Consider the following 18,432-nt stretch of genomic DNA (forward strand, 5'->3'; position numbering starts at 1 on the left):
TTAAGTTTGTTTGAGAAAAGCCCGAGTGATGATTGCGGCTGTGCAAATCATTACTCGGGCTTTCATGATATTTGTTTGTATTTTAGGATTGATGGCTTTTACAATGATTGTTATTTAATGAAAACATGGCAGATTGTAAAATTAAACCGAACACCTTGCATAAAAAAACTGCAGAGACTTTAATGGTAATTGACTAAAATCAACCATAAAGGATCTGCAGCTTATGTCTTCTAGTTTATCAGCTCACGAACGTTCTGTCATTGAAACAATGATCAAACTTAATCATTCAACTCGAGAAATAGCCCGTTTCTTAAAGCGTTCTCCTGCAACTATTACCTACGAGTTAAATCGAATTAAACCATACAATGCACAACAGGCTCATCATTTAGCCCAGTGTAATCGGCACAAACACGGTCGCCATCCGACCCTAACACCTGAAATATCAGCTTTTTTGAACCATCACATTGGTATCTTGAAGTGGTCACCAGAAACGGCTGCTCATGTATTGGGTATTGCTTTCAAGACCATCTACAACTGGATTCATCATGGTTTGCTTAAAATTAAGTTATCAGATTTACCTGATAAAGGTATTCGACGTAAACGTCAATCTGACGGCCGTAGACGTGTTTTTGCTCATGGCCGTTCAATTGAAAAACGACCAAAAGCTGTCCAATTAAGACAAGAATTTGGTCATTTTGAAGTTGATACGATGCAATCTGGTAAAACACGTGGCGATGTTTTAGTGACCATCACAGAACGATTGAGTCGACAACATATCATGAGACATGTCAGTGGGCGCAATAGTCAGGCAGTGACACCAGCTATTATTAGGTTTTTCAAGGGTATAAAAAATGCTAAATCAATTACAGTTGATCACGGTCGAGAGTTTGCAAAATATGATGAAATAGAAGAACAGCTAGGCATACCGATGTATTTTGCACACCCATATTCACCAGAAGAACGTGGTAGTAATGAAGTGCTAAATCGATATGTCCGTCGTTTTATCCCAAAAGAACGCAAAATTGAAACCATCAGTCAGAAAGAATTAGATCAAATTAATCATTGGATTAATGCCAGGCCAATGAAAACGCTCAACTGGCAATCACCACGAAAAGTCTTTCAGAAACATGCGGTGTTCGGATGATTCTTGCAATCTGCCACATATTAAAATTATCACTACCGGCACGATAAGCTATCACATGATTGTTCTTCAATGAACAACATCACGCTATAAAACCAGCAAGTGCTATGAATCCATCAGTATTAATTATTGATAGTATTGTAATTGGCATATGATTTCCTTTATACTAGAAGAATATAGAAAAAGATATTTTGGAGATTAGTTGCATGATTATTTCCGTTAAAAGCAAGCAAATACGGCGCGCAATTTTGTGTGTCATATTAGCAATTCTAATAACAATACTTGTCAAAATTAATTTTATTATACCCGTTATAGATGATGGTGTCCGATATTTTATGTCAACAACACAAGCAGGATTAAACGATATCGTCATGTCGATTTTTTCATTTCTTGGTTCTCCTGTTGTTGATTTGATTTATATTTTTATCTTAGCTGGCATTTTACTAGTGGCTGGTCTTCGAATTCCAGCTATATGGTCCGTTCTGACAATTGTTATTGGTGAAATTTTAGCTTTCATCGTGTGCCAATTAGTAGAACGCAATCGACCAATTGGTCACCTACTTAGCGATACCGGTTATTCCTTTCCAAGTCTACACATATTTAGTATTTTTACAGCTATCTTCATTTTGTTATTACTCGTTATACCCAATATCACTTCTTCAAGGAGCCAGTTGATTGGTGGTTGGGCTATCATATTAGTAGGTCTCATGTCCTTGCTGTCACGTTTATACTTTAGCGCTAACTATTTGAGCGACACAATTGCCAGTATATTATTTGCCTACGCTTGGGTTATTTTAGCCGCCTCCCTTTATGCCACGCTTGCCAAGCGTCTAACCAAGTTATCAATTTTCAAAAACGAAGAGATATAAAAAAATCGCTAACGCGATTTTTTTTTAGTTTATAGCCATTTCTTATAATCATCATCATCCAAGGCTTCAACTTCGCCAAGTAGATAACCATTGCCAACACCCGAGAAGAAATCATGATTAGCTGTTGAAGTTGAAAGACCGTTCATAACAACAGGATTCACATCATCTGCGCCATCAGGAAACATTGGTTCTTGCCCTAAGTTCATTAACGCTTTATTCGCGTTATAACGCAAGAAAGTCAAAACTTGATCTGTCCACCCAATTTCATCGTACAACTCATGTGTGTATTTTTCTTCATTTTCGTATAATTCATAAAGCAAATTATACATCCAAGTTTGTAATTCTGTTTGTTCTTCTTCCGATAATTGATTAAAACCAATCTGAAATTTGTACCCAATGTAAGTACCATGAACTGACTCATCTCGAATAATCAGCTTAATAATTTCAGCAACATTCAACATTTTATTATGGCCCAAAAAATATAATGGCGTATAAAAACCTGAATAGAATAAGAAAGTTTCTAGGAAGACAGAGGCAATTTTCTTTTGTAACGCTGTGCCTGTTTGGTAAATATCGTTAATCCGGTGTGCTTTAAATTGTAAAAATTCGTCGGTATCAGCCCAATCAAAAATTTTCTCAATTTCAGCTTTTTCATTTAACGTTTCAAAAATAGAAGAATAAGATTTTGCATGAACAGATTCCATAAATTGAATATTATTCAACACCGCTTCTTCTTTCTGGTTAATAGCATCTAACTTAAGTTGCGCCATGCCATCTTGTGACTGAAGTGTATCTAGTGTTGTTAGTCCACCAAACACTAAATTCATTGTTTCGCGCTCTTGATCAGACATGTTGCCACGCCAGTGCTTCAAGTCGTTTGAAATCGGAATACGTGTATCTAACCAAAATTGTTGCGTCAACTTTTCCCACGTTGCCTTATCCAATTCATCCTCAATATTGTTCCAGTTGATTGCCGTATATGAGCCATTATTAATATGTGCCATTATTGTTCTCCAATATTACGTTTTATTTTATTATATATTACTTCAGCATCAAATGCACTGCCACGCAACTCATAAGAAGCAATCATTGGCACATTAAATTTTTTCGCATAACGAATACCCGTTAAATTGAACTGAACATTGAAATTACGATTACCTGATCCGACAATTCCCTTTAAATAACTTGCATTGTTACCAAAATCAATATATTCGCCCAACGCATTAGTAAAGACCTCAGTAACTTCTGGCCCTGTACCCGTTCCGCCTGTCAAATACGTTGGTACAAGGGCAACAAAAGGTTCTGTTTCATTAGCGTACTCTGTTTCCTCACCAATTAATCGAGCATCCAAAGTATCCCCTTGTTCCATAGCAACTTTTTTAAGCTTTTCAACAAATGATTTCGTATTACCCTCTGTTGAAGCATATAATAAATTAATGTGTGTCATTCAACTCAACTCTCATCCAGAATCTTTTACCGTGATTACTTGCGCAACATTTTTTAATCGTTAAATCGAGCAACTTTCACACTCACTCACACCAGACTCTTGGTTATCATCAGTAAATGTTCGAACGTAATAGATTGACTTTAAGCCTTTATTAAATGCGTAGTGGCGTAAAATGGTTAAGTCACGCGTTGTCATTTTATCTGTGCGTCCCTTTTTCCATTCATACAGGTCATCTGACAAAGTCGATCTCATGAAGAATGTTAATGCCATACCTTGGTCAATATGCTCTTGGGCAGCAGCGTAGACGTCAACTACTTTCCTCATATCAGTATCATAGGCAGAGATGTAATAAGGCATTGTTTCATTACTCAATCCTGGTGCAGGGTAATAGACTTTACCAATCATGCCCTCTTGTCGCTCTTCGATACGATTAACGATTGGTAACAAAGAAGCGGTCGTGTCATTAACATAAGAAATAGAACCAGTTGGCGCAATGGCATGACGATAAGCATGGTACATGCCATACTTCATCACATTATCTCGTAATTCAGCCCAATCCTGTTTCGTTGGCAAGTGATGATCTGAAAATGCTTCTTGAACCTTCGCAGTTTTTGGTGCCCAATCTTTTTCTAAATAAGTATTGAAGTATTCGCCGGTAGCATAGGTTGATTGGTCAAATTCAAAGAATTGTTCATGACGTTCCTTGGCAATTTTCATAGATGACTTGATTGAGTAATAATTCAGCGCCATAAAGAACGTTGATGTAAAGTCCAATGCTTCCTCGTCACCATAATACATTTTATTTTGGGCAAAGTAAGCTGCCAACCCCATTGCACCCAATCCAATTGCATGCTTTTCACGATTACCTAAAGCAACAGAAGGCACGACATCTAGATTTGATGAGTCAGAGACAAAAGTCAATGCACGCACCATTGTATCAACCGATTCCTCAAAATTATCAGTTTGCATCATATTAACAATGTTGATTGATCCCAAGTTACAACTGATGTCTGATCCAAGCTTTGTATATTGCTGCTCATTGTTCAATTCTGATGGTGTCTGGACCTGCAAAATTTCTGAACACAAATTCGAAGATACTATTTTACCTTTAATTGGGTTAGTCTTATTTGCAGTATCAAGATTAATAATATAAGGATAGCCTGATTCTTGCTGCAGCTTAGAAATTTCTTCTTCAAGCATGCGGGGGTCAATGCGGTATTTACGAATGGCCTCATTAGCGACCATATTATCGTATTCACCCGTAATATCAACATAGTTGAATGGCTCACCATAAACTTTTTCAATGTCTTCGGGACTAAAAAGATACATTGGTTGATTTTCTTTAACTAATTCATAAAACTTGTCTGGAACAGTTAATCCAAGTGACAAGGTTTTAACACGGATTTTTTCATCCGCATTTTCTTTTTTAGTTGACAAAAATGACAAAATATCGGGATGGAAAACTGATAAATAGACAACACCAGCACCCTGACGTGCACCAACTTGTGATGAAAAAGTAAAGGAATCTTCAAGCAGCTTCATGATTGGTACGACACCGCCCGCAGCATTTGCAATGCCCATTACTGGCGCACCAGCTTCACGAACGTTAGAAACATTAATGCCGACGCCACCACCCATTTTTGATAATTGTAATGCAGAATTAATTGTTCGGCCAATCGAGTTCATGTCATCTGACGTTTGTATCACAAAACATGACACCAATTCGCCACGACGCGCGCGTCCTGCATTTAAAAAGGAAGGGGTTGCTGGCTGATAGCGTTGGTGAATCATTTCATCAGCCAATCGCAATGCCAACGCTTCATTTCCGTCTGCGTAGTACAGCGCATTCATTGCAACACGATCAACATATGTTTCAACGTAATGCTCACCATCATTAGTTTTTAGGGCATATTGATTATAGAATTTAAAGGCAGCCATAAATGACTTGAAGTTAAAATGAACACTGTCAAGGTAAGCGTATAGTTCTTCAATGAATGGCATTCGATACTTTTCAATAAAACTGCGCTCCAAAAAATCATTGTCAAAAAGCCATTCAAATCTTTGTGCTAATGAATCAAATTTCAGCACATTTGGCCATACATTCTCGGTTAAAAATGCATCAAGTGCTTCTTGATCCTTTTCAATTTGAATTTGATTGTTTTTTGGAATGTTGATTTGGTTGTTTAAATCAAAGTAAGTAACTTTATCAATATCTAATGTTTTCAATGCCATAACGCTATCCCCTTTTTTGTTTCATCTTTGTACTGCTCATCCCACAAAATAATCTAATAAAAAAGCATCATTACGACTACGTCGCAAGATGCTCGAAATACGGCTTGAATTAAGCGGATATTTTTTTGAGCACGTCTGGACGGAAGCCAGAAAATGATGGCATACCCTCAATAGCAACGACCGGTGTCTGACGATAGCCATTAGCCTTCAATTCATCAACATATTGTGTTTCTTCTTCAATATTGACTTCTTTAAAGGCAATACCTTGCGCTTCCAAAAACTTTTTCGTCATCTTGCATTGCACACAATTATATTTTGTGTATATTGTTACTTTTTCCATGACGTGTACCTCTCATTTAATCTATTATTTTTGTTTAGTTTTAGCTAGAACTGTTGATTAATAGTTTACCGCAATTCCATAATTACACAAGGACCAAAACTGTCTTCACAAACATTTGTTCGATAAAATCAAGTCATAGGCGAATTCACAAACCACATAAATCATAAAATTTCACAAGCACCTACCACGAACATTTAAAGTGTTGATATATCAAGGTTTATATTAATTAAGACACTGTGAACTAATTTAATAAAAGCGGTAGACACTCGATGTATTAAGGTGTTTTGTTTGTGAAATTTAAATTTTAAAGAAATCATTAAGGTAATTTTTGTTCGCCTTTATACCTCTCAATATCAACTTAAAACTTAATCATTCGTTAAATTTTAAGAAGCGATAAAAATCACCGTATGATGACTTTTTTTGGTATAATAACTCTTAGTATATAAGAAAAGAGGTTTACGAATTTGGATTCTGGTCCGTCTTTGATCATCAACTTTTTTGTTATTTTGGTGGTCTTGTTGTTAGCTATTCTGTTTACTTTAACAGAATATTCATTAGTTAAGGTGCGCCTTAGTGCGCTAAGAGTGTTGCAAGAGGACCGCGATAAGCCTTCACGCAACATCAGTAACGCCATTCACATGGTAACACACCTGACTGAATATCTCTCGACGGCGCAAGTCGGGATCACATTAACAAGTTTGATTTTAGGTTGGATTGGTGAAGAAACCGTCGCCGACATCATTCTCAACTCTGGTATTATTCCTGCCGAATATGCCCACGCAGTTGCTTCAGTTGCAGCCATGATTATCTTCACAATCGTGCACGCTGTATTTACAGATCTTGTTCCTAAAAATATTGCGATTGAATCGCCTGTAAAAGTCCTACTATTCATTGTTCGACCTGTTCGTTTCTTTCATATCACTTTATTCCCCTTAATATGGACGTTGGATCACTTGTCAAACGGCATTACACATTTATTGGGATTTAGAACTGATGGCGAAGAGGATATATATTCTCAAACTGAAATTTTATCATTGTCTAAAAATGCTGCGGCAGCCGGCGAATTAGATGAAGAAGATTTAACTTTCATGCAACGTGCTTTTGAAATGAATGATAAAGTAGCTGTTGATATCATGATTGATCGGACATCAATGACCGTTATTGATGTTAAAGCTTCTATTGCAGAAGGTGTTAATTTATATTTACAAGAACGTTATTCACGTTTTCCAGTTGTTGCAGACAATGACAAGGATAAAGTATTAGGTTATGTCTTTAACTACGATCTTGTCCGTCAAGCACGTATTAAATCATCTGACCCTGTCTCAAAAATTATGCGTGACATCCCCGCCGTTCCTGAAAATATGGACTTGCACGATGTCATGGATGAAATGATCATCAAGCGTTCGCCTATCGCCATTGTTGTTGATGAATATGGTGGTACTTCTGGTTTAATTACTGATAAGGATATTTACGAAGAACTGTTTGGTACAGTTCGTGACGAAATAGATGATGTATCAGACGATTACATTGAAAAACTTGGTGATCATCGTTTCAAAGTTTCTGGTAAGATGACTCTGTATGACTTTGAACGCTACTTTGATAAAAATATCAAAGAACTAGAAAATGATGATGCAGTGACATTGACCGGTTATGTATTGAACCACGATCCTGAGTTCCGGGCAGGTGATACTATGGCTGTTGCCAATTTCCAGTTAACAGCACTTGATTACGATAATGCTTATATATCTGAATTCATTGTGAAAGAGCTCCCTACACCAAAAGAAGATGTTAATAGTAATGGCATTTTCGATGATGAAGAACTTGAGTCTGAGTCACAATCTGAAAGTGAATTATCTAATCATTGATTAGTCAAAAACGAGTAAAACATACTCGTTTTTTTGATTGGTTACTAATCTTTACTTTATCACTAATTTAATTGTTCGTGATTATGGTAAAATGGAATTATTATATTGAGGAGGAACAGTATGTCAGTCCATATCTACATGGTGCGCCATGGAGAAACTTATTTCAACTTTTTGCATCGTTTTCAAGGGTGGTCTGATGCCCCTCTAACTGAAAAGGGCATTCAAGATGGTTATCATGCCGGCACTCGATTAGCAAATGTGCATTTTGATGGTGCCTACTCATCAGATTTAACGCGTGCTATCCATACCGCGCGTTACATTCTAACTAACAATGCGGCGTCTAATTTTTCAGATCCGACGCAACTTCCTGATTTCCGAGAAGAAAATTTTGGTGCCTTTGAAGGTATTAGCGGTGAAATTGTACTCACAACGTTAGGTGCCTATAAGCATGACCAGTTTAATAATTTTTCGGATGTTATCACACGTTACAGCATGGCTGATGCAATGAACGTCATGGCTGAAGCAGATCCTTTCAATTTAGCTGAAAATCACGAAGCGTTCCTAAAACGGATTAAACATGGTTTCAATGACCTACTAAATCAGCACCATGATGGTGATAATATTCTGCTCGTCTCGCATGGCACAACTATTCGTGCTATTGCCGAATATTTCGGTAGACGTGACTTGTCAGCCATCAGTGTTGCGAACGGCGCAGTCATGCAGCTCGACTTATCAGCTGATAATCAAGCTGATATTATTAACTTCAATGATGCTACAACTGTTTTTTAATCACACAAGTCAACAAAAAGACGATACCTCAGCAATGCCGTGTATCGTCTTTTTTATACGTTTAATTCTTGTTTCAAATTTTCGCGTTGTTTGACGCGATAGTACGTAACAAGTAAAATTGTCAGTGCCAAAAGCCAAATAATCAAAATCATGACATTTTGCTCAATATCATTACCGCCAAAAACAAGTGAATTGACTGCATTTTTCAAAGCTGACAATGGCCAAAATGGTCTTATAAATGCAAAGATTGAATCCTGTAAGCTAACTGGATCATTAGGCACAACAAAGACAGTTTGGATAGCTAATAGTACAGTTGACAGCCACCAACCAGCCTGTCCTAGCCATTGCTTCAAATACCAAACCAAACTCATCATGCCCCATTGACTCAATAACGCGATACCAGTCATATACCAAAAATTACCGATGTTCACATGCCAGAGCAAAGCGCTTCCTACCATCAAAAAACTACCCAAAATGCTTAGCAAACCACCAATTTGAAAGTTTTCCCACCATTGTTCTAATGCTAAAGCATCGGTTTTAGTCGGCTTAACTGGCAATAATAATCCAAACAGAACAGACATCACTGAAACACCAACGACTAATAATGAAGCCATTAAGACTTGCCCTTGCGTTTTGATTGGCTTGATATCAGTCATTTTTAACATCAGCATCTGTGTCAGTGCCGTATTTTTATCTGGCTGATTACTCAATAGTGATTTTAGTTGACTTGAAATTTGTTGCTGTCCACTATTGATATCTTTTGCACTTGATTGAATAACACCCGACTGGTCACTCAATGCTTTCGTACTACTTAAATTGGTGGCAAGACTACCTATGCCACCAGCAATTGTTGTTTGCATTTTGTACGAGATATTGTTAATTTCGACCGCTAAAGACTGAATTTTTGTTTTATCATCCGCATTAACAGCATCATTAAGCTGCGCTGAATAGGTAGACAAATCAGTGATTAGGTCAGATGCATCAGACTGCAAATCATTTGCAGCATTAACATCGATAGCATTTCCTACCGCTTGTAAATTGGTTTGTAGGTCTTTTGTTTGCTTTGCTAAATTTTGACTTTGTGAACTCAACTTTGATAGCGTTGAGTCACTTGTGTTACCCAAAGACAACTTATTATTTGCTAGTGCAATCACTGCATTGATTTGGTTTTCAATGTATTGCGTACCATATTGGCTATTTCCTGTTGCAACACTAACATTGACAGTACCCGATTTGCCACTCTTTTTATAATTTGCTAATTGCGTCGTTAATGCAGCCGGAATCTCCACTATCGCGCTAATACGCCCTTGCTTTAGCGCCTGCTTTGCTACCCGAGTTGACTGATAAGTACTGGTTTTGAAATGCTTACTTTCCTTTAATTGTTGCTGCAACGTGTCGCCAAATCGCTGGTTTTTACCATTCAAAGATGCTGACTTGTCTTGGTTTATTACCGCTACGACTAGTCGGTCAGTTTTCTGATTACTGTGACCAGTTGCCCCCAAATAGCCTCCGATCAGTAAGACCGGTAAAATCACTGCTAGTAGCCACTTTCCCAATATACGTTTATTCCCAAACACCGTTTGCCAACCCAACATAAAAAACCTCTTCATCTTAAACTCTGCTACTAATAGCATACGAGATTGAAGTGGCCTTGTGGATAACTTTATAAAGTTTTATCATTTTTAAAGAAATTATGGCAAAGTATTCCCTGCTGCTGTATAGACATCATACCATTCCTGATTAGTCAACTGAAAATCAAGCTTGGTCATATCAATAATACGGCTTGGCGTCATTGATCCAATAATAACTTGCATGTTGGCCGGATGATGCAAAATCCAGGCAACGGCAATTGCACTTTTTGATACGTCATATTTGCTAGCCAACTTTTGTAACGTTTGATTAAGTTCTGGAAACTTTTCATTATCAATGAAAACACCTTCAAAAAATCCAAATTGGAATGGTGACCAAGCTTGAATTGTCAGATTGTGTAACCTTGCGTAAGATAGAATACCACCATCATGATCAACACTGGCTGCGTCATTCATATTCACATGCAGTTCGGAATCAATCATATTAGTGTGCATAATACCAAATTGCAGCTGGTTAATTTGCAGCTTTTCATCTCCTAAAGCATTTTGAATCAGCGCAATTTGATATGGGTTCATGTTAGAAACACCAAAATGGTGCACTTTCCCAGTGGTTTTCAAGTCTGTGAAAGCACGTGCTAACTCATTAACGTCAACTAATGTATCTGGTCGATGCAGCAAAAATGTATCAAGATAATCAGCTTGTAAACGCTCTAGTTCAATATCAACACTAGCAATCAGGTGATCATAACTAAAATCAAATCGTGGCCCTCTTTCACCATCCCCGTTCACTTGACCGTTAGGTAAAATAATACCAGCTTTTGACTGTATGAAGATATCGTCACGCTTGACACCTATATCTTTCAATGCCTGACCAAAAACGATGGATGATCGACCACTGCCATAAATATCTGCTGTATCAAAAAAATTAATGCCGGAAACCAATGCCGTTTCAACAATTTTTTTTGCCTCATCTGATGTTTTGTCGGCAATTCTCATGACACCCAAGGCAACTGCACTTGCCGTCAAATTTGTATTACCAATTTGAATTGTTTTCATGTGATAAACCTTTCATATCAACAATTAATTAAAACCAGCTAGTATAGAAAGCGATGTAGCACAACTCCCTAGGAATGTACCACATGTTATCACTTTCAATGATAGCTGGTTGTTTTTGTTATTATTCAGCTGTTTCAAGCAAACCATATTTACCATCTGTTCGCTTGTAAATGACTGAATCTGTGTTAGATTCAGCATCCTTAAAGATAAAGAAATCATGTTCTAGCAAATCCATTTGCAACGCTGCCTCTTCAGGTGACATTGGCTTCAAATCGACCTGCTTTGTACGTACAATTTGTAATGCCGAATCGTCAACGTCAGTCTCAGGAATTTCATCATGTGAATCAATACCCTTAAAGCCTGTTTCACGTGACTTACGGTTAATTTTTGTCTTATACTTACGAATTTGGCGTTCAATTTTTTCGGATACATTGTCTACTGCCGCATACATGTCAGCATTTGTATCTTCAGCTCGCAACACTACGTATGGTAATACGATTGTGACTTCTACTTTACCAGAGTTATCCGAACGATATGTGCGTAAATTGACATTTGCTTTTGCACTTTCTTCGATATAACGATTCAACTTCGTTAAACGCTTCTCAACATAGTCACGGATTGCGTCTGTTACTTCGATGTTTTCACCACGTACATTATAATCTAACATAATAAATTCCTCCATACACGCTTTATTATGATAATAATCTAAGTATCATCAAATTCAGCGTGGTTTTTATCTTGTTGCTAACTACATTATATCACAACTGTAAGCGTTTTCTGTAAAATTCACCATTTTTTCATTTTTAACGGGCCAATGAGATACTTTTGACAGTTTTCGCGCCCGCCTGATAAAGCAAATTAGCCGCATGGTACATTGTATTACCGGTTGTGTAGACGTCATCCACTAATAAAATACGCTGACCTACAATTAATTGGCTTGATACATTGAGGGCGAAAGGCTGTTGACGATTCATACGCTCACGTCGCCCAAATTGTGATTGGTGATCTTTTTTGCTTGCAGCAATGGACAGTATGTCGGATAAAGTTTGCCCATCTAGCATGCCAACAACTTGATTAAACCCACGTGTTTGCATAGTATAGTGACTGACTGGAATTGGGACAACAATATCCTTATCAATATTATCAATCAACTGGATTAAGTCGTGATTAAACACTCCTTTTAATAAATAATCACCGTTAAATTTATATTGCTGCATATAATGTTTCATGACATCATTATACTGATAAAGGGCACGATGTCGCAATAACGGGTAGCCTTTATTTTGCCAGCGAATGCAATCAAAACACATTTCCTGTGTGGTTTGCAACCTGCTACAATTTGGGCAACACTTGTCATTAATACGCACCAATTGGTTACAACAATCATCACACAACTTAGCCGAATCGTCGGGCATTATACCTAACAACGCTAAAAATGATTGATTGCTTGGTAAAGGCAATTCACAAAGTTGACATAGCCGTCTACATGGATTCACGTAATTTCTCCCCAAGTCGATTGAGCCGTATAATTTGACGTTGAGCTGCTTTGACTTTTAATGTTACATGTTCAACGTAAGCCAACACAAGACCAGTTGGACAATCAGATTTTCTACCAACTCGGCCAGCAATTTGAACTAAAGCATTCTCAGTAAACATTTCATCGTCAGCGCCTAAAATAATGACATTGATGCCAGGAAAAGTCACACCACGTTCAAGTATTGTTGTTGTTACAAGATATTGCACCTCTTCATTACGCATACTTTTAACTTTTTCTTGTCGACGTTTATCATTGGCATGAACAAAATCACCACGCATTTTAGGAAACCACCGATTAATCGTGTCGTGAACTGGTTTTAAATCTGCAACTTTGGGCACAAAGATCAAAAATCGTTTATTTGATTCTACTAAGTGACTAAGCTGTTTTTGAAACTTTTTAGGTAGTTTTTTGCGCCACTTATTGAGGCGTGCCAATTGAATTTCTGGTAACAAATGTTGATGAAATCGCAGTGGCAAATACGACACTGGTAATCCTTTGTTAATCCGTTTTCTAAGTTGTCGTGTTGGTGTTGCGGTCAGATAAACCATCGTATGGCAAACTTTAACCGCATTGTTGACAGCATGCGTGAGCATGTCATTACCAGCAAATGGAAAACTATCAACTTCATCAATAATTAGGACATCAAAGGCTTCTCTAAATTTCAGGAGCTGGTGTGTTGTTGCCAACACAAGCTGAGTATACCGATAACAATCGGTCTGTTCCCCATATAACGTCACCATGTCCGTCCGTGCGAATGCAGCATGTAATCGTGGCGACAATTCAACAATGACATCAACACGTGGTGCAACAATGCTGACGCGTAATTTTTGCTGTAATGCACGATAAATGAGTGGAAACAACATTTCCGTTTTGCCTGCGCCTGTCACAGCCCAAACTAAATGCTCTCGATGTAGTGCTAAAGTGGTCAATAAGTCTTCACTAACTTTTTGCTGTTGATGGGTTAAAGTACCTGTCCAACTTAGTGTCACTTTCCCGCTAAAATGATTAGGTTCAGGCAAAGAGACCAAGTTATCTAATGAACTAACACGGCCAAGCGTCAGACAGGCACGGCAATAAAACGCGTCATTGGGTAATGGCGCTACTACTTTTTGGTTACAACGTTGGCAAATACCATCCTGAAATGCAGACCTTGATTCGCCTAAATTATTATCTATTTTAGGAGAGACTAACTGTCTTCCGTAGAGATTTTCTATTTTCATACTGTATAATACGATGTATGAAACATTACTTCACAATTTCTCCAAAAACATATACTTGGGAACAAGTCATCAAAAAATCCCGTTTTATTTTGAATGTAGCGCGAGTTACTTCTGAAGAAGAAGCACGCCTGTTTATTGCAAAAATAAACAAACAACATTACAAAGCCAGTCACAATGTTTTTGCCTACATGCTTGGTGATCAAGATCAAATACAACGTTTTAGTGATAATGGCGAACCTAATGGTACGGCTGGCGTTCCAATGCTAGAAGTCCTCCAAAAAAATCAAATTCACGACGTTGTTGCCGTTGTGACACGTTATTTTGGTGGTGTCAAACTAGGTGCTGGGGGCTTAATTCGTGCTTATGCTAGCACAACAGCAGACGGGTTAAAAGCAGCCGGATTTGTCGAACGACTATCGTTGCATCAAGTGACCATTACGATTGCCTATAAGCACGTTGACAGTCTCACTTACTGGTTAACACAAAATGACTATCACATTATGACCACAAATTACGATGAAAACGTTCATTTAATCGTCCCTGTGTCTGAAGTAGGACTGCCTAGCTTTCAAAATACACTGACGAATCAATTTGCTGGTAATATTGGGTTTGATATTGGTGACATAACTTTCTTTGAAATTCCAGTGAAATAGGCTATAATTGAATAGTTATGATCCGCTAGTGTAATGGATCGCACGCAAGATTCCGGTTCTTGAAATCCGGGTTCGACTCCCGGGTGGATCATTAAAGTAACGCAGTGACAAGGGTTTGATAGCTATTTGGAGCACTATTGTAGCACTGGATAATTTCATAACAAATAAAAAACACCGACCAGATTAATTTCTAGTCGGTGTTTTCGATTCTGATCGCAACAAAAAAACAGCCAGCTTTTAAACTGGCCGAACGCGCTTTGAGGGTGTAATCTTATAGGGGAAGATTACAAGTACAATTGTAAACCACTTACTAATATATAACAAATTAAAACCCAACAATCTGCGCTGATATCAGAAGGATAGACGTTAAACTTCGATAGCGATTGTTGGGCTGACTACATAATATCACTCTTAATTTTTGAAAGCAAATAAAAAGCTCGACAGTGTAACATAAATTATCCTGTCGAGCATGTAGTCCACCCTTGAAAGAACTACTCATTTATTTTATCACAAATTAAAACCCAGCAGATGGATACATACAATTAAAGTTAGGAGACATGAAAATATGATTCTGCTGGGTAGTGTCAACATAAGACTCACTTATTGTAATATATTTAAATTTTAAATGCAAACAAAAACCCAACAAACAAATTGTATACTTACGACCGTGTTTGTTGGGCTATTTAATGGTATCACTTGTGCGGGTTGATGGCAAATTAAAAGTGCACATCTTGAGGAGACGTACACTTGGGGGAGTGAGTATAATTGAGGCATCTACTCACGTATTTATTGTATATCACTTACTAATTTATAGCAAATAAAAACCCAACAAACACTATTCATTGTGAGAGAGAATAATTTGTACTGTTCAAAGAACATGTTTGTTGGGCTATTTAATGGTATCAATTGTGTGGGTGGAATGCAAATAAAAAACGCTCAACCGGATTAAATTCTAGTTGAGCGTTTTTTATTATATTCAATTTTGTAGTCGTTAACCTTTGCTTGTGCATCAGCTAATTCCTGTTGTGCTTTGGCTAATTAAAATTACAATTTAATAAATGCGTCTGCATTAAACCAAATAATACCGTACTTACCAAATACAATACCTACACCGTTGGTTGATACGTCGTACTTATCAATCGTACCGTTATCATAACCACGACTAAACCTCATCACATCACCTACTTGCGTTGGTGACATACCGCGCGTCAGATTGTCGACAATATCCAATGGAATGCCGTTGTTAGTCCAGTCTGCGTCTTTGCCACCAGCTAGATTGTAGTTAATCATTTGATAACCACCATTAACATCTTTCAAAGCGTTAACCTTGAAAGTTTTTGTATTCGTAAAGTGATTACCTGCGTTTTTGAAAGCTTGGATAGATGATGATACCGGCTGATTATTAGCTGGTTTAGATGGTGTTACTGGTTGTGGGGCTACTGGTGTGTCATCACCAACGCCATTAACCAAGTCACGATTAAACTTGTCACGTGATACACCCCATTTTGCTAAGAATGGGATTGGGTCAACGTGATCTGAACCGTGACCAGTAGCCGAAGCATAATTGTGCGACTTAATACCAATTGTATTGAGGTTGTCAATTGTGTATGTGATACCGGCTTGTTTAGCCAGATAGCGAGCTAACCAGATATAAGCTGGATAAGCCTTGTTAAAGTCTGCTTGTGATTTGATAGAACCCTCGGAAAACTCAATAGCCGCATACGTCTCCCAATTCCAATCGCCACCTACGTCCCATGCGCCGCCGTTTGTATTCATCACTTGCCGAATATCGACATTACCATTGGTGATTCCGACCAAATGTGTGTAGTTAGCTGCGTTATAGTGACCCGCTAAATAATCACGTTCATTCTGAACACTGGCGGTTGGATTACCAGTCGAGTGCATGTGGATTTGATGAAATCCAGGCTGTAAAGCGCTTTGCTGATAGACATATCCGTTTGGCACTACAATATCTGATTTAATTGTATATCCCATGTGATACCTCCTTATTGTGCTTCTGTTGGTGCGGCTGCTTTGTTATCGGTAGCTGTCACTACTTTTTCTGCTTCTGCTAACTCTTCCGCTGATACAACCGGCTTAACAGTGGCCAATGAGCCATCTGCTTTATTCGTTGCATAAGCTTGCTTGATATAAGTTAGAATTTGGGCTTGCGTAAACTTATCACCCAAACCATTTTCATCTAGGCGTGCTTTAACATCATAAGCAGCTGACTCTTGTTGCACCTTACCATCGCCAAGCAATGCTTGTGCTGATAAGACTGCTTGACTTGCGAACGTTAAGATAGTTTTGATGTGTTCGTTCTTTTGAACAGACGCTTGCTTCTTCAAAAACTTTGCGCCACCATAACCGAAACCGCCTGCAAAAAATACAAATACAAGCGTCTGGATAACTTTTAATACTTCGTTCATGAATAATTTCCTCCTATATAAAAAAGCTAGGCATTGCGCTTAGCTTCGTGTTCTACTTATCGTTTTTATTGAACAACGTGTGGATCTGTTCACCGTGGGTAGCCAAAGTAACATCATGTTGACTAAGATGTTTACTAAGCTCGTCAATTTCTATCTGACTTTTAGACAGCGCTGTGTTTAATGCTCCAAAGTTTCCGTTTAATTCACGGATTTGCGTACTCAACGGATTAACTATCCACACCTTTACAACCGCTGTTAAAACAGTTACAACCGCACTACCCACTGCTATCCAACCTAAAACGTCATGCGGAAATTCCATATTATACCTCCGTTGTTTTAGCCGGAGCTTCTGCGATAAGCGCTTGAATTTTCTTCTTAGCTGCTGCCTTGATGTCAACTTCTGTTGATGTAATGCTAACACCGTCTTCTGGTGTAACCTGCAAATTACCGTTCAAGCTATTTGGGAACGTGCCTGCATTAAATTGAACGGACGCGTACTTCACCGTCAGTTTACCGTCAACAAAACTTACTTGTAAATCTCCAACTGTCATATTCATGATTATTTCTCCTCTTCATCTTCTAAAATATCTAATAGCTTATCGAACGCTGGGGCATCCATTGCTGAAACGACCCCATCCCAATCCTCAAAAAACGTCTTCAGTGATTTGAATTGCCCATCAAAGTCTTCACTAACATTGACGGTCTCTAAACTTAGTTCTGTCCTTTCTGCGGACGTTTTGGGAATGTTTTCTTCCTTACCAACAAATGATACACTGCCATTTTCATCAACAATACCACCGTTTTCAAGCACGATTTGTTTTTGACTTTCTGTATATTCATCTCCCCAATTTCTTAAACGCTTTACGAGTTTTGTTCTCGCTCTACTTGCCTTAGCACTCATATCTACTTTTTCTAAAAAATTAATGAGTGGGAATAGTTCTAAATTCTTAATTTTCACTTGCTTTCATCTCCTATCATATTAACTACATCTGGATTGAGACCATTGTATTCGCTAAACGCTTTCTGCAACTTTATAGACAGCGCCATAAATTTTTGCTCCTCAATCTGAACATCTTTTTCATCTATCTCCTGATAGATTGGCATACCATCATCTGCATATCCAACTGGCACCTTAGAACCCATCATCGTTTTAATCATCGGCGTTGCACCATCACCAGATATAGTTGCATGTATACTATATAGAATATTATTGTTACTATCTGCTACTTCATTTTTAATATATGCTGTTGTACTCATTTTTAATT

20 protein-coding genes are annotated in these 18,432 nt (G+C 37.9%); 5 read left to right on the forward strand and 15 right to left on the reverse strand.

Annotated features, from left to right (window positions below; all coding sequences use genetic code 11):
- The first annotated feature begins 223 nt into the window (after positions 1-223).
- Positions 224-1,144 carry an IS30 family transposase gene (locus tag ACI3ES_RS09650; RefSeq protein ID WP_012268558.1) on the forward strand — a complete coding sequence of 307 codons (921 nt, stop codon included), beginning with the start codon at positions 224-226 and terminating at the stop codon, positions 1,142-1,144.
- A gap of 332 nt (positions 1,145-1,476) precedes the next feature.
- On the forward strand, positions 1,477-2,010 hold the full coding sequence (locus ACI3ES_RS09655) for a phosphatase PAP2 family protein (protein ID WP_242029738.1): 534 nt from the start codon (positions 1,477-1,479) through the stop codon (positions 2,008-2,010).
- A gap of 29 nt (positions 2,011-2,039) precedes the next feature.
- On the opposite strand, the gene nrdF is transcribed toward ACI3ES_RS09655, so the two are convergent.
- The 4 genes from nrdF to nrdH all read right to left on the reverse strand — a co-directional run bounded on the left by nrdF (position 2,040) and on the right by nrdH (position 6,029).
- The gene (nrdF, locus tag ACI3ES_RS09660) at positions 2,040-3,014 is read right to left on the reverse strand and encodes a class 1b ribonucleoside-diphosphate reductase subunit beta (protein WP_114667217.1); all 975 of its coding nucleotides are present in this window, start codon (positions 3,012-3,014) and stop codon (positions 2,040-2,042) included.
- Complete coding sequence (locus tag ACI3ES_RS09665) at positions 3,014-3,457, reverse strand: class Ib ribonucleoside-diphosphate reductase assembly flavoprotein NrdI (protein ID WP_004912816.1); 444 nt, start codon at positions 3,455-3,457, stop codon at positions 3,014-3,016. The genes nrdF and ACI3ES_RS09665 overlap by 1 nt, the downstream gene beginning before the upstream one ends.
- A gap of 60 nt (positions 3,458-3,517) precedes the next feature.
- On the reverse strand, positions 3,518-5,689 hold the full coding sequence (gene nrdE / locus ACI3ES_RS09670) for a class 1b ribonucleoside-diphosphate reductase subunit alpha (RefSeq protein WP_004912817.1): 2,172 nt from the start codon (positions 5,687-5,689) through the stop codon (positions 3,518-3,520).
- 109 nt (positions 5,690-5,798) lie between these two features.
- Positions 5,799-6,029: a glutaredoxin-like protein NrdH gene (gene nrdH, locus ACI3ES_RS09675; protein WP_010279343.1), complete on the reverse strand. Its 231-nt coding sequence runs from the start codon at positions 6,027-6,029 to the stop codon at positions 5,799-5,801.
- A gap of 464 nt (positions 6,030-6,493) precedes the next feature.
- On the opposite strand from nrdH, the gene ACI3ES_RS09680 reads away from it, so the two are divergent.
- Together ACI3ES_RS09680 and ACI3ES_RS09685 are read left to right on the forward strand one after the other, a co-directional pair.
- Complete coding sequence (locus tag ACI3ES_RS09680; protein ID WP_080518973.1) at positions 6,494-7,894, forward strand: hemolysin family protein; 1,401 nt, start codon at positions 6,494-6,496, stop codon at positions 7,892-7,894.
- Positions 7,895-8,014: 120 nt separating this feature from the next.
- A complete protein-coding gene (locus ACI3ES_RS09685; RefSeq protein WP_114667216.1) occupies positions 8,015-8,683 on the forward strand; it encodes a histidine phosphatase family protein in 669 nt (222 codons plus the stop codon).
- 53 nt (positions 8,684-8,736) lie between these two features.
- Here ACI3ES_RS09685 and ACI3ES_RS09690 read toward each other — a convergent pair whose 3' ends face one another.
- The 5 genes from ACI3ES_RS09690 to ACI3ES_RS09710 all read right to left on the reverse strand — a co-directional run bounded on the left by ACI3ES_RS09690 (position 8,737) and on the right by ACI3ES_RS09710 (position 14,085).
- The gene (locus tag ACI3ES_RS09690; protein WP_114667215.1) at positions 8,737-10,278 is read right to left on the reverse strand and encodes an ABC transporter permease; all 1,542 of its coding nucleotides are present in this window, start codon (positions 10,276-10,278) and stop codon (positions 8,737-8,739) included.
- 96 nt (positions 10,279-10,374) lie between these two features.
- Positions 10,375-11,328, reverse strand: coding sequence for an aldo/keto reductase family oxidoreductase (locus tag ACI3ES_RS09695; protein ID WP_114667214.1), 954 nt, complete (start codon positions 11,326-11,328; stop codon positions 10,375-10,377).
- 121 nt (positions 11,329-11,449) lie between these two features.
- Positions 11,450-11,995: a ribosome hibernation-promoting factor, HPF/YfiA family gene (gene hpf, locus ACI3ES_RS09700; protein ID WP_004912837.1), complete on the reverse strand. Its 546-nt coding sequence runs from the start codon at positions 11,993-11,995 to the stop codon at positions 11,450-11,452.
- 136 nt (positions 11,996-12,131) lie between these two features.
- Positions 12,132-12,545, reverse strand: coding sequence for a ComF family protein (locus ACI3ES_RS09705; protein ID WP_004912839.1), 414 nt, complete (start codon positions 12,543-12,545; stop codon positions 12,132-12,134).
- 265 nt (positions 12,546-12,810) lie between these two features.
- The gene (locus ACI3ES_RS09710) at positions 12,811-14,085 is read right to left on the reverse strand and encodes a DEAD/DEAH box helicase (protein ID WP_181809849.1); all 1,275 of its coding nucleotides are present in this window, start codon (positions 14,083-14,085) and stop codon (positions 12,811-12,813) included.
- A 17-nt stretch (positions 14,086-14,102) separates the two neighbouring features.
- Here ACI3ES_RS09710 and ACI3ES_RS09715 point away from each other — a divergent pair, with 17 nt between their 5' ends.
- Positions 14,103-14,738, forward strand: coding sequence for a YigZ family protein (locus ACI3ES_RS09715; RefSeq protein WP_114667213.1), 636 nt, complete (start codon positions 14,103-14,105; stop codon positions 14,736-14,738).
- A 1,044-nt stretch (positions 14,739-15,782) separates the two neighbouring features.
- Here ACI3ES_RS09715 and ACI3ES_RS09720 read toward each other — a convergent pair.
- Genes ACI3ES_RS09720 through ACI3ES_RS09745 form a run of 6 tightly spaced genes read right to left on the reverse strand, consistent with a single transcriptional unit; the run spans position 15,783 to position 18,424 of the window.
- Positions 15,783-16,733, reverse strand: coding sequence for an N-acetylmuramoyl-L-alanine amidase (locus ACI3ES_RS09720; protein WP_317211817.1), 951 nt, complete (start codon positions 16,731-16,733; stop codon positions 15,783-15,785).
- Positions 16,734-16,744: 11 nt separating this feature from the next.
- Positions 16,745-17,167 carry a hypothetical protein gene (locus tag ACI3ES_RS09725; RefSeq protein WP_317211815.1) on the reverse strand — a complete coding sequence of 141 codons (423 nt, stop codon included), beginning with the start codon at positions 17,165-17,167 and terminating at the stop codon, positions 16,745-16,747.
- 52 nt (positions 17,168-17,219) lie between these two features.
- Positions 17,220-17,486 carry a hypothetical protein gene (locus ACI3ES_RS09730; protein ID WP_317211814.1) on the reverse strand — a complete coding sequence of 89 codons (267 nt, stop codon included), beginning with the start codon at positions 17,484-17,486 and terminating at the stop codon, positions 17,220-17,222.
- 1 nt (position 17,487) lies between these two features.
- Positions 17,488-17,724: a hypothetical protein gene (locus ACI3ES_RS09735; protein ID WP_317211812.1), complete on the reverse strand. Its 237-nt coding sequence runs from the start codon at positions 17,722-17,724 to the stop codon at positions 17,488-17,490.
- Positions 17,725-17,726: 2 nt separating this feature from the next.
- The gene (locus ACI3ES_RS09740) at positions 17,727-18,125 is read right to left on the reverse strand and encodes a hypothetical protein (RefSeq protein WP_188353872.1); all 399 of its coding nucleotides are present in this window, start codon (positions 18,123-18,125) and stop codon (positions 17,727-17,729) included.
- Positions 18,122-18,424, reverse strand: coding sequence for a hypothetical protein (locus ACI3ES_RS09745; RefSeq protein ID WP_188353873.1), 303 nt, complete (start codon positions 18,422-18,424; stop codon positions 18,122-18,124). The genes ACI3ES_RS09740 and ACI3ES_RS09745 overlap by 4 nt, the downstream gene beginning before the upstream one ends.
- Positions 18,425-18,432: the final 8 nt, after the last annotated feature.

It is taken from the genome of Leuconostoc falkenbergense, from assembly GCF_045801155.1.
GTDB lineage: Bacteria > Bacillota > Bacilli > Lactobacillales > Lactobacillaceae > Leuconostoc > Leuconostoc falkenbergense.

What these genes read in the sequence shown, in the direction of transcription:
- ACI3ES_RS09650 (WP_012268558.1), top strand. Translation starts at nt 224, where the DNA reads ATGTCTTCTAGTTTATCAGCTCACGAACGTTCTGTCATTGAAACAATG.
- ACI3ES_RS09655 (WP_242029738.1), top strand. Translation starts at nt 1,477, where the DNA reads ATGTCAACAACACAAGCAGGATTAAACGATATCGTCATGTCGATTTTT.
- nrdF (WP_114667217.1), bottom strand. Translation starts at nt 3,014, where the DNA reads ATGGCACATATTAATAATGGCTCATATACGGCAATCAACTGGAACAAT.
- ACI3ES_RS09665 (WP_004912816.1), bottom strand. Translation starts at nt 3,457, where the DNA reads ATGACACACATTAATTTATTATATGCTTCAACAGAGGGTAATACGAAA.
- nrdE (WP_004912817.1), bottom strand. Translation starts at nt 5,689, where the DNA reads ATGGCATTGAAAACATTAGATATTGATAAAGTTACTTACTTTGATTTA.
- nrdH (WP_010279343.1), bottom strand. Translation starts at nt 6,029, where the DNA reads ATGGAAAAAGTAACAATATACACAAAATATAATTGTGTGCAATGCAAG.
- ACI3ES_RS09685 (WP_114667216.1), top strand. Translation starts at nt 8,015, where the DNA reads ATGTCAGTCCATATCTACATGGTGCGCCATGGAGAAACTTATTTCAAC.
- ACI3ES_RS09690 (WP_114667215.1), bottom strand. Translation starts at nt 10,278, where the DNA reads ATGTTGGGTTGGCAAACGGTGTTTGGGAATAAACGTATATTGGGAAAG.
- ACI3ES_RS09695 (WP_114667214.1), bottom strand. Translation starts at nt 11,328, where the DNA reads ATGAAAACAATTCAAATTGGTAATACAAATTTGACGGCAAGTGCAGTT.
- hpf (WP_004912837.1), bottom strand. Translation starts at nt 11,995, where the DNA reads ATGTTAGATTATAATGTACGTGGTGAAAACATCGAAGTAACAGACGCA.
- ACI3ES_RS09705 (WP_004912839.1), bottom strand. Translation starts at nt 12,545, where the DNA reads ATGCAGCAATATAAATTTAACGGTGATTATTTATTAAAAGGAGTGTTT.
- ACI3ES_RS09710 (WP_181809849.1), bottom strand. Translation starts at nt 14,085, where the DNA reads ATGAAAATAGAAAATCTCTACGGAAGACAGTTAGTCTCTCCTAAAATA.
- ACI3ES_RS09715 (WP_114667213.1), top strand. Translation starts at nt 14,103, where the DNA reads ATGAAACATTACTTCACAATTTCTCCAAAAACATATACTTGGGAACAA.
- ACI3ES_RS09720 (WP_317211817.1), bottom strand. Translation starts at nt 16,733, where the DNA reads ATGGGATATACAATTAAATCAGATATTGTAGTGCCAAACGGATATGTC.
- ACI3ES_RS09725 (WP_317211815.1), bottom strand. Translation starts at nt 17,167, where the DNA reads ATGAACGAAGTATTAAAAGTTATCCAGACGCTTGTATTTGTATTTTTT.
- ACI3ES_RS09730 (WP_317211814.1), bottom strand. Translation starts at nt 17,486, where the DNA reads ATGGAATTTCCGCATGACGTTTTAGGTTGGATAGCAGTGGGTAGTGCG.
- ACI3ES_RS09735 (WP_317211812.1), bottom strand. Translation starts at nt 17,724, where the DNA reads ATGAATATGACAGTTGGAGATTTACAAGTAAGTTTTGTTGACGGTAAA.
- ACI3ES_RS09745 (WP_188353873.1), bottom strand. Translation starts at nt 18,424, where the DNA reads ATGAGTACAACAGCATATATTAAAAATGAAGTAGCAGATAGTAACAAT.